Here is a 9,696-nt window from a genome sequence, read left to right on the forward strand (position 1 = left end):
TCCTGTGGTCCCGACACAGGTTCCGTGGGCTTGTCCCAGCAGACGGCATACAAATAGTGCCACACCATTGAGCCTCACTCGGCTGTTCTTGCCGATCTGCGTCGGTCGTCCTCTACGCTCGCCCCATGACATCCGAGCCGGAAGTGGCCGCCGCCGAGCCCTCGACCGCCCGGCAACGCGACCTCGTCGCCCTGCTGGTCGCCCTCGTCGTGGCGGTCGTGCTCGCCCGGATCGTGAGCAGCCTGACGCTGCGCGGTGCCGTCCCCGGGCCGGTGCTCCAGGTGCTGCTCGGCAACCTCGCGGTGTGGGTGCCGCTCGTGCTCGGCATCGTCTGGGTCCTGCGCCGCTCGGGCCGTGACCTGTTCGGCCGCTTCCGGATCGAGCTCGGCGACCTCGTGTTCGCGCTCGGGGTCGTGATCCTGACGCGGGTGTTCGACGCCGTGCTCGCACTGTCCTTCACCGGGACGAGCGGCCTGCAGCCCGCGCCGTCGCTCGGGACCCCGGACATCGGGCTGCTGCTCGTGTCGGCGGTCGGCATCGTGCTGGTCAGCCCCGTGCTCGAGGAACTCTTCTTCCGCGGGCTGTTCCAGCGTCTGCTCGCCGCCGAGCTCACGCCCCGGACGCGCTGGCTGGCCGTGCTCGTGACGGCGTTTCTGTTCGCGCTGTCGCACCTCTTCCTGGGGTCGGCGACGACCTCGCTCGGGGGCGTGCAGGTGTTCCTGACGACCTTCGTGCTCGGGTTGCTCACGGGCACCCTGGTCGCAATGACGAACCGCATCGGCGGCGCGATCGTGGCGCACGTGCTGTTCAACGCGGTGGCGGTCGTCGGGACCTGGCCGCGCTGACGCGGCAAACAGCTGGTGGCGTACTCGGGCGCGACCTCGATGCGCCGCCCACACAGGGCCAGCACGCCTCACCGGCGCCCTCCATTTCTCTAGCTGCCGCCATGCCGCGGCGAGCCGTTCGCGATCTTCGGACAGCTTTCGACGAAGCGAAGAACGCTCTTCACTCCTCCCGGCGACGTCCTCACGTTGTGCTCCGCCAGGTCTCACCTAAGATCAGTCGCATGTCGCATCGCTGGGGGCTCGACGGTGTTCGAGGTATCGCAGTCCTACTCGTCGTGCTCGCGCACACCACCACGAAAACGCTCGGCGGCGGAGTGGGTGTGACTATTTTCTTCGTTCTGTCTGGGTTCTTGATCACCTCGCTGCTTCTCAAGGAGCTGGACGCTACCGGGCGCATCAATCTCGGTAGTTTTTACGCCCGACGCGCTTTGAGGCTCTTCCCCGCCCTGCTCACGGTATTAGCAGCCACTCCCCTGTTGATGCTCGTGACGAACGACCCACGGCTTCATGAGTACCCCCTTTGGGCACTCCTAACCGGGTTGTACCTGATGGACTACGCACGAGCAGTAGGACTACCAGAAACCCCGTTGGGCCACACGTGGTCGCTCGGTGTGGAAGAGCAATTCTATCTAATCTGGCCGGTCGCCCTCATCCTTGCTTTCCTCGGTCTGCGCCGCAACCCCAGAGCTTTCATTGTGGTCGTGGGAATCATCACGCTTGCAGCAATGGTCTGGCGCCTCTTGGCACCGTCTGTTGTCTCATCAGACTGGACCAGCTACTCCCTCGATACCAACGCTTTCCCACTGCTTCTCGGATGCTTCATGGCGACGTTGAGCTGGGCCGGTGTGCGTTTACCATCTGGACCTGCCGTGATCTGGAGCACGTTAGGGGCACTTGCCGCGATCACGTGCAGCACAATTGCAATTGATGCGAAATACATGTGGGATTATTATCCCATGGCAGCAGCGGTCATCGCCGCTTTTCTTATTCCCGCTGCAAGTGACGTTTCCCGCAGCTTCCTCGTAGCACGGCCCCTCACGTGGCTTGGTAAAGTCAGCTACGCACTCTACCTTTGGCACTTCGTGCTTCTGAAAATTGAATACCAAGGGGACGAACCGCGCTCAGTGGGTTTGCGCGTCGCCCTCGCATTGACGTCGATCGCGCTCGCTTGGGCCTCTTGGCACGCAGTCGAAAAGCCGTGCCTCCGCTTGAAGCGGCACTTCGAGAACAACCGAGCCGTACTACCGCAGAACACGGCAGGCAGGATCAGGGGACGCGACGAGGTTTTGGACAACTCGGGAAGTTAGCTCACAGCAGCGATCGCTCATGACCGATGCCGCTCCATAGGTTTTGAACGGACAGCACCTGTAGGCCGCTGAGCTCGCAGTTGCGCCTCGAGTGCTCGACTATGCGGTCGGGCTGCCGTTCTCCGGGACAAATAGCCGGCGGTCGCTACTGTGGCTGTGTAGACGGATATCGACCGAAAGCTTGTGTCCGGCAGTGCTGAGCCGCTCGTGCTGAGCCGACGGCTCAGGCAGAAGACGGTCAGCGCCGCTCCCACCAGTGCCCGATCATCGCACCGACGACTCCGATGACGGCGGCGACCAGCAGCGGCACCAGGGTCGCTCCCGCCGGTCCCATCGCCATCACGAAGACCGTGGCGCCGGCCGAAACCATCTCGAGCGGGTACGGCAGGTACACGCGGGACCCCAGTGCGTACGACACCGCCGTGATAGCCGCGGTCCCCGTCCACAGCACCCCGAGCGCGATCAGCGCGGCGATGGCCTGACCGACCGTACGGAGCCCGGTCCACGCGATCGCCGCACCGACGGCCACGGCCGGCAGCCACCGCAGCACCGCGAGGACGACACCCGCCGCGTCACCGGGCGAGGACACCGGCGGGACGACGAACGTGTTCGCCCACGACCCGAGCGCCACCGCGCCGAGGGCCAGTGCGACGAGCGCACCGCCGGGAGCCGCTCGGGCGACGAGCGCAGCGAGCACCGCCGCCGCTCCGACGCACACGAGCGACCCGACGGTGAGCGCGACGACGTACAGCTGCGCGGCGCTGACGTCCGCACCGGTGCCCGGCGTCCCGTCCATCCGCATGCCCGCGCCCGTGACGACGGCGGTCTCGACGACGGCCACGACCTGCACCCCGACCAGCCCGGCGAGCGCCGCGAGCGATCCGCTGCGCCGGACGGACCCGCGAGCACGCAGTACCCGGACGGCGATGCCGGCGACGACTCCCCCGACGAGCAGCAACGACGCGATGGTCGTCACCGCGTACTGGCTGAACGGCAGCAGGGCGATCGGCATGTCCGACGGGTCGGTGGTCGGCGTCGCCCACAGGTTCTGCAGTGGGAGCCGCATCCCGGTGATGATCCACGGGAGCAGACCGGCGACGGCCGCCCCGGCTCCGACCGCGACTCCGACGGTGATCTGCTGCGCGCCGCCGCGCTCTTCCTGGTGCACCACGGCACCGTACCGACCACGGCGGATCGTGCCGGCGTCCGCTGCCACCCGTGGGCCGTCGGACACATCGCCCACCGGACCTCGGGACGCGCCGGGGTGCGGCGACCGACTCGCGTCGAGCCGTGGTGAGGTGAACCCATGACCAGCGACCTCGTGCCGTGGGTGGTCGCCGGGGGGCTCGCGATCGTCGTGGTCGTCCTGGTGATCGTCCTGCGGCGGACCCAGTCCTCCAACCGTGCCGCCCTGTCCGACGCCGAGGTCCGGCTGGACCACCGCACCGGCACCCTCGAGCGGGAACACCGCGAGCAGACCGCAGCCGCCGACGCGGAGCACGCGCGGCAGCTCGCCGGTGCCGAGGCCTCCCGCCAGCAGGCCCTCGCCGAGGCCGAGGCCGGTCGCGCCCTCGCCCGCACCGGCATGCGCTGGGAGGAGGCCTCGCAGCGCACGATCCTCGAGGTCTGCAAGGCCGCCGGGATCAACGGCGCCCTGCTGACCAACGTCGTGTTCGTGCCGGTGGCCCAGGGCGAGCGGGACCGCGACCGCAGCTACGCCGCCCAGCTCGACCACGTGCTCGTGTTCGAGTCCGGCCACGTGCTGGTCATCGAGAACAAGCGGTGGAACGGCATCGTGTTCGACGGCCGCAAGCCGAGCGCGGTGCACCACGCGTTCCGCAACCTCCTCGACGAGTCGTCCCTGACCGGCTCGTTCGCGATCCAGGTGCGCAGCCGTCGTGTCCTCGACCACGCGGACGACGTCGAGCACTGGTGGCAGGTCCGGGTGCAGTCCGGCGGGAACGCCCCGACCCGGCAGGTCCGGCAGCAGGCCCGCCGGCTGCAGCGGTTCCTGGCCGACGAGGACGGCAACGGACCGCAGTGGGTCGACTCGTGCGTGTTCTACTCCGGCGACGCCGCGGCGTACGTCAACCCCGAGGACCGCAGCACGAGCACGACGCCGACGGGTCGTTCCGCGACGACCGCCGTCGTGACGAACGACAACGAGCTCCGCGGACTCGTCACCGACCTGGCACGCAAGCACGCCGTGCCGAACCGGGCGCGCACCGACTCGGTCGTGCGACAGCTGGCCGGCCAGGGCGCGCACACGATCACGGTCGGGACGTACCGCCTGCCGGAGGCGTGAGCAGACACGACGAAGCCCCCGCCACCGAGGCGGGGGCTTCGTCGTTCCCGGAGCGGAGAGGCGTCAGCGCAGCGCGCGCAGGGCGTCCGCGATGGGCGTGAGTGCCGCGTCGATCTCGTCGGCGACCCGCACGTGGGTGTCCTCGGACCGACGGTAGGGGTCGTCCACGTCGTCGTCCGCCGGGTCGGCTGGCGGCGGTACGGTCCCCCGCAGTCGAGCGACCCGGTCGACCAGGTCCTGCGCGGTCTCGATGCCGGCCAGGTCGCCGGGCTCGAGCCCGTCGAGCACCCGGGCGAACTGCTTGATGGTGAACGCCCGCTTCGCTGCCCGCGGTGCGAGCGACACGACGGCTGCGCGGTGCGAGCGCTCGGCGGTGAGCACGAGGTCGGCCGACGCCGCGATCTGCTCCGTCAGGTAGCGCGAACGGTGCGTGGAGGGCTCCCCACCCAGACGCGACGACTGCGCGGCAGCCGTCTCGTCCATCAGGGCGCCGTCGTCGGCGATGGTGCCGGCCGACTCGACCGTGAACGCCGGGGCGTCCGGGCCGAGCCGGGCCTCGAGCACCTGGGCGCCGAGGGGCGAGCGGCAGATGTTGCCGCTGCAGACGAACAGGATCCGCATCGTCACGCGGCGGCCTCGCCGGTCCCGAGCAGGTCGTGGCGGACCACGATCGCGTCACGGCCGGGGCCGACGCCGATCGCCGAGATCCGCGCTCCGGACATCGCCTCGACCGCGAGCACGTAGTCCTGCGCGGTCTTCGGCAGGTCCTCGAACGACCGGGCACCGGTGATGTCCTCGGTCCAGCCGGGGAACTCCTCGTAGATCGGCTTCGCGTGGTGGAAGTCCGACTGGTTCACGGGGACCTCGTCCACGCGCTCACCGTCGACCTCGTACGCCACGCAGACCGGGATGGTCTCGAGGCCCGTCAGCACGTCGAGCTTCGTCAGCACGAAGTCGGTCACGCCGTTGATGCGCGCCGTGTACCGGGCGATCGGGGCGTCGTACCAGCCGCAGCGACGCGGACGGCCGGTCGTGGTGCCGAACTCGAAGCCGTTGGCGCGGAGGAACTCCCCCGACTCGTCGAACAGCTCGGTCGGGAACGGGCCGGCGCCGACGCGGGTCGTGTACGCCTTGACGATGCCGATGATGCGCTCGAGCTTGCCCGGGCCGATGCCCGAACCGGTCGCGGCGCCGCCGGCGGTCGCCGACGACGAGGTCACGAACGGGTAGGTGCCGTGGTCGACGTCGAGCATGGTGGCCTGGCCGGCCTCGAACAGCACGGTGTCGCCCCGCTCGAGCGCGCGGTGGATCTCGAGCGCGGTGTCGGCGACCATCGGGCGCAGGCGCTCGGCGAAGGACAGCAGCGACTCCACGACCTCGTCCGCGTCGATCGCGCGACGGTTGAAGACCTTGACCAGCAGGTGGTTCTTCTGGTCGAGGGCCGCCTCGACCTTCTGCCGCAGGATGTTCTCGTCGAAGATGTCCTGGATGCGGATGCCGACGCGGTTGATCTTGTCGGCGTAGGTCGGGCCGATGCCGCGACCGGTCGTGCCGATCTGGCGCTTGCCGAGGAAGCGCTCGGTCACCTTGTCGACGGTGCGGTGGTAGTGCGTGATGACGTGCGCGTTCGCGGACACCAGGAGCTTCGAGACGTCCACCCCGCGGGCACGGAGCGCGTCGAGCTCCTGGAACAGGACCTCGAGGTCGACGACGACACCGTTGCCGATGATCGGGGTCACGCCGGGCGTCAGGATGCCGGACGGCAGCAGGTGCAGCGCGTACTTCTCGCCGCCGACGACGACGGTGTGGCCGGCGTTGTTGCCGCCGTTGAACTTGACGACGTAGTCGATGCGGGACCCGAGGAGGTCGGTTGCCTTCCCCTTGCCCTCGTCACCCCACTGGGCACCGATGATGACTGCTGCGGGCATGGAGGTTCTCCTCACGTTGGCGGAGGACCGCACCGGCGGGCATAGGCCGATGGTCCACCCGAGTCTATCGACTGTCCATCTGCACGCCACCCGTCCGTGGAGAACCCGTCGACGCTCGAAACCTGTGGGTACTCAATCCTGGAGCGGTCGCAGGCTGCGGATCCGCCGATGCCGGGGGACATCTGATCCGTTCCACTGTCGAACGATCCTCGGGTGGACGTACGGTGCGGGAGCGCGACTTCCCGGCCGCGTTCCCTGGGTTCCCTGCCCAGTCCTGCGATCACGAGATCCGTGGTCGGCGACGTTCGTGGTGCCCGCACGACGGACGTCATCTGATCCGTGCCGTCATGCCGCACGGAGATGGGTTCAACGATGAACAAGGCTCTCTGGAGCAAGAATGCGCTCGCGGTCCCCGCGTGCGCCGCGATCCTGATCGGCGGCCTCACGCTGGTCGCCACCCCCGCGAACGCCGACCCGGCCGACCTGCGGCTCACGGGTCAGTCGGTGTCGAACGGTGTGCTGACCCTGACGGGCAAGGGCACCCCGGGCGAGAACGTCATCCTGCAGAAGGGCTTCCCGGCCGAACGGCACGAGATTGCCGCGGACGGCAGCTGGACGATCACGTACACGCTGCCGGACAAGGCAGCGCACACGTACGAGCTCGACCAGCAGAACGGCCTGAACGCCGACGGCAGCCTGACCGTCGAGGTCCCCGCGCAGCAGACCGCCTTCGCGGTGAGCTCGCACACGGTGTCGGGCCGCACCCTGACGGTCACCGGCACCGGCACCCCCGGCCTCACCGTGCAGGTGGACCCGGCGAACGGCACCGTCCAGCGCAGCGCCGTGGGCAGCGACGGCACGTGGAAGCTCACCTACGAGATCCCCGCGAGCGCCGGCACCGACGCGAAGACCTACACGGTCCTCGAGGAGAACAGCGGGTTCCAGGTCCAGGACCAGGCCAGCTTCACGGCGGCCGCCGAGGCCACCCAGGCCACGTTCTCCGTGACCAGCCCGAAGGACGGCTCGACCGTCGACTCGCGCACCGTCACCTTCACCGGCACCGGTCAGCAGGGCGACACCGTCAACCTCCTCGGCACGAACGACCAGCGCCTCACCGGTGTCGTCGTCGTCGGGGCCGATCAGACGTGGTCCGCCACGGTCACCTTCCCGTCGACGGCGGCGCGGCAGCAGGCCGTCCGCGTGACCGACGTCCGTGGGGGCAGCGGCGCTGGCGACACGACGGTGGACATCACGCTCCCCGCGGTGGCGCCGGCCGACCAGTCCTCGCTGACCAGCCCGAAGGACGGCTCGACCGTCGGGTCGCGCACCGTCACGTTCACCGGCACCGGTACCCCCGGCGACCTGGTGAACACCCTGGACGCGGACGGCGACCGGGTCGCCCCGCAGGTCCTCGTCGGAGCAGACGGCACCTGGACGACCACGGGCACGTTCAGCAACTCGGCTGCCGTCGTCCAGAAGCTGTCCGTGAACCAGGTCGGTGGCGCGCAGGGTCAGGGCACGGTCGACTTCACCATCACCCTGCCGGCAGCCTCCACCCCCGTCACGACGCCCCTGACCCTGGTCACGCCGAAGGACGGTTCCACCGTCGCTTCCCGGACGGTGACCTTCTCGGGCAAGGGCACCCCCGGCGACGCGATCGCGGTCGTCGACGCCGACGGCGACGTCGTCGCTCCGCCGACCCTCGTGCAGGCGGACGGGACGTGGACGACCACGGGCACGTTCTCCGACTCGGCGGCGACGGAGCAGGAGCTCACGGTGGGCGAGGTCGACAGCGATGCGACCGTCGTCGACACCATCGACTTCTCGATCACCCTGCCGGCGGTCGGGACGAGCACTGCTCCGGGCACCGGCACCACACCGGGTGCCAGCACGGGCACCGGCACGACGCCGGCGCGACCCACCGGGACCCTCCCGGTCGTCGCCGGCTAGTCACCACACAGCGGTCCGCGGACGGGGCGCGACCAGCGGTCGCACCCCGTCCGCGGCCCACCGGAGGAACACCGCATGACCCACACCCGAACCGTCCGCCTCACGATCCCGGCGCTCGGCGCCGCACTGCTCCTGACCTTCGGCCTCGCCGGCTGCACCGGGCACGGCACCACGGCGGAGACGAAGCCGTCGGCGACGTCCAGCGCCACCGCCACGAGCACGCCCTACGCCGCACCGACCGCAGCGCAGGTCGCGATCCTGCCGGAGGCGAAGTACGACGCCGTCATCGGCGGCCTGATCCCCTACTACGAGTCCACGATCCCCGAGGTGGCCGACGAGGCGTACACGATCTCGTCCGACGCGCCGCTCTACGGCGAGGACCACGCACAGCCCGTCGCGCGGCTCGCCGCGAAGAACTTCCTGGGCCAGGCGACCGTCGTCGTCCCCGTGCAGGTGTCCGGCGACTGGGCCATGGTCCTGACCCCTGCGCGGCAGGCGCTACCGTCCGCGACGAACGGTGCCGCTGCCGCACAGAGCGCGGCCTGGATCCGACGGGACCTCCTGCACCGGAGCCGATCGCTCCCCGACCACGTCGTGATCTCGGTGGGCAAGCAGACGGTGTCGATCGTCGACGCGGACGGCACGACCCTGCACGACTTCCCCGCGGGGGTCGGCGCCGGGGGCACCCCGACCCCGACCGGCGTCATCGGGTACATCCAGGCCCGGTACCTCGACCCCGCCCAGGACCAGACCGTGCACCCGATCCAGCTGACCACGCTGCACTCCGCGGCCGCAGACGAGCCCTACGGCGGCACGGACGGCGGACTGATCGGAGTGCACTACCAACCCGTGGCGCGTGGTGCGGTGTCGCACGGCTGCGTCCGACTCGACGGCGACGCGGTCGATGCCGTCGACGCACTCCCGCTCGGCACGGTCGTGCAGATCGTCGCCTGAGACCCGGTCACCCCAGCTGAGAGCCCGTCCGGGCCGACCGGCGCAGCGTCGGACGGGTCAGATCCGACGAGCAAGGGAGCACGACATGAGTGACCTCGGTGACAAGGCCAGGGACTTCGCGGACACCGACAAGGGCGAGCAGGCGACCGACGCCGGTCTCGGCAAGGCCGCGGACGCGGCCGACAAGGCCACCGGCGGTGGCCACGGCGACCAGATCGACAAGGCGGAGCACGCCGCCGACGACAAGATCGGCAAGTAGACCGCACCACGGAACGGACGGGAGGCGCGGGGGGGGGGGGGGCCCCCCCCCCCCCCCCGCGGGGGGGGGGGGGCGACGCCGGGTCCACCACCCGCGTGCCCCGGGCGGCCCCCGGGGCCCCCGGCCGGGTCACCCCGGGGAACGTCGG

At 70.0% G+C, this 9,696-nt stretch carries 9 protein-coding genes; 6 read left to right on the top strand and 3 right to left on the bottom strand.

Features of this window, described 5'->3' with window-relative positions; all coding sequences use genetic code 11:
- Nucleotides 1-125 precede the first annotated feature (125 nt).
- Together J2X59_RS09740 and J2X59_RS09745 are read left to right on the top strand one after the other, a co-directional pair.
- A complete protein-coding gene (locus J2X59_RS09740; RefSeq protein ID WP_326496537.1) occupies nt 126-845 on the top strand; it encodes a CPBP family intramembrane glutamic endopeptidase in 720 nt (239 codons plus the stop codon).
- Nucleotides 846-1,066: 221 nt separating this feature from the next.
- Nucleotides 1,067-2,152, top strand: a complete 1,086-nt coding sequence (locus J2X59_RS09745; protein ID WP_326496538.1) for an acyltransferase family protein — start codon at nt 1,067-1,069, stop codon at nt 2,150-2,152.
- 238 nt (nt 2,153-2,390) lie between these two features.
- On the opposite strand, the gene J2X59_RS09750 is transcribed toward J2X59_RS09745, so the two are convergent.
- Complete coding sequence (locus J2X59_RS09750; protein ID WP_326496539.1) at nt 2,391-3,320, bottom strand: hypothetical protein; 930 nt, start codon at nt 3,318-3,320, stop codon at nt 2,391-2,393.
- 138 nt (nt 3,321-3,458) lie between these two features.
- Here J2X59_RS09750 and J2X59_RS09755 point away from each other — a divergent pair, with 138 nt between their 5' ends.
- Nucleotides 3,459-4,457, top strand: coding sequence for a nuclease-related domain-containing protein (locus tag J2X59_RS09755; RefSeq protein ID WP_209684078.1), 999 nt, complete (start codon nt 3,459-3,461; stop codon nt 4,455-4,457).
- 63 nt (nt 4,458-4,520) lie between these two features.
- On the opposite strand, the gene J2X59_RS09760 is transcribed toward J2X59_RS09755, so the two are convergent.
- Together J2X59_RS09760 and J2X59_RS09765 are read right to left on the bottom strand one after the other, a co-directional pair.
- Nucleotides 4,521-5,078, bottom strand: a complete 558-nt coding sequence (locus tag J2X59_RS09760) for an arsenate reductase/protein-tyrosine-phosphatase family protein (protein WP_245171941.1) — start codon at nt 5,076-5,078, stop codon at nt 4,521-4,523.
- A 2-nt stretch (nt 5,079-5,080) separates the two neighbouring features.
- Nucleotides 5,081-6,385, bottom strand: a complete 1,305-nt coding sequence (locus tag J2X59_RS09765) for an adenylosuccinate synthase (RefSeq protein WP_066652061.1) — start codon at nt 6,383-6,385, stop codon at nt 5,081-5,083.
- 372 nt (nt 6,386-6,757) lie between these two features.
- Between J2X59_RS09765 and J2X59_RS09770 the strand changes: the two genes are divergently transcribed.
- The 3 genes from J2X59_RS09770 to J2X59_RS09780 all read left to right on the top strand — a co-directional run bounded on the left by J2X59_RS09770 (nt 6,758) and on the right by J2X59_RS09780 (nt 9,548).
- Nucleotides 6,758-8,335, top strand: a complete 1,578-nt coding sequence (locus tag J2X59_RS09770; RefSeq protein ID WP_326496540.1) for a hypothetical protein — start codon at nt 6,758-6,760, stop codon at nt 8,333-8,335.
- A 75-nt stretch (nt 8,336-8,410) separates the two neighbouring features.
- Complete coding sequence (locus J2X59_RS09775; RefSeq protein ID WP_326496541.1) at nt 8,411-9,289, top strand: L,D-transpeptidase; 879 nt, start codon at nt 8,411-8,413, stop codon at nt 9,287-9,289.
- An 85-nt stretch (nt 9,290-9,374) separates the two neighbouring features.
- Nucleotides 9,375-9,548, top strand: a complete 174-nt coding sequence (locus tag J2X59_RS09780; protein WP_326496542.1) for an Rv0909 family putative TA system antitoxin — start codon at nt 9,375-9,377, stop codon at nt 9,546-9,548.
- Nucleotides 9,549-9,696 lie beyond the last annotated feature (148 nt).

Source organism: Curtobacterium sp. 260 (assembly GCF_030803485.1).
In the GTDB taxonomy this organism is placed as follows: Bacteria; Actinomycetota; Actinomycetes; order Actinomycetales; family Microbacteriaceae; genus Curtobacterium.

What these genes read in the sequence shown, in the direction of transcription:
- J2X59_RS09740 (WP_326496537.1), top strand. Translation starts at nt 126, where the DNA reads ATGACATCCGAGCCGGAAGTGGCCGCCGCCGAGCCCTCGACCGCCCGG.
- J2X59_RS09745 (WP_326496538.1), top strand. Translation starts at nt 1,067, where the DNA reads ATGTCGCATCGCTGGGGGCTCGACGGTGTTCGAGGTATCGCAGTCCTA.
- J2X59_RS09755 (WP_209684078.1), top strand. Translation starts at nt 3,459, where the DNA reads ATGACCAGCGACCTCGTGCCGTGGGTGGTCGCCGGGGGGCTCGCGATC.
- J2X59_RS09760 (WP_245171941.1), bottom strand. Translation starts at nt 5,078, where the DNA reads ATGCGGATCCTGTTCGTCTGCAGCGGCAACATCTGCCGCTCGCCCCTC.
- J2X59_RS09765 (WP_066652061.1), bottom strand. Translation starts at nt 6,385, where the DNA reads ATGCCCGCAGCAGTCATCATCGGTGCCCAGTGGGGTGACGAGGGCAAG.
- J2X59_RS09770 (WP_326496540.1), top strand. Translation starts at nt 6,758, where the DNA reads ATGAACAAGGCTCTCTGGAGCAAGAATGCGCTCGCGGTCCCCGCGTGC.
- J2X59_RS09775 (WP_326496541.1), top strand. Translation starts at nt 8,411, where the DNA reads ATGACCCACACCCGAACCGTCCGCCTCACGATCCCGGCGCTCGGCGCC.
- J2X59_RS09780 (WP_326496542.1), top strand. Translation starts at nt 9,375, where the DNA reads ATGAGTGACCTCGGTGACAAGGCCAGGGACTTCGCGGACACCGACAAG.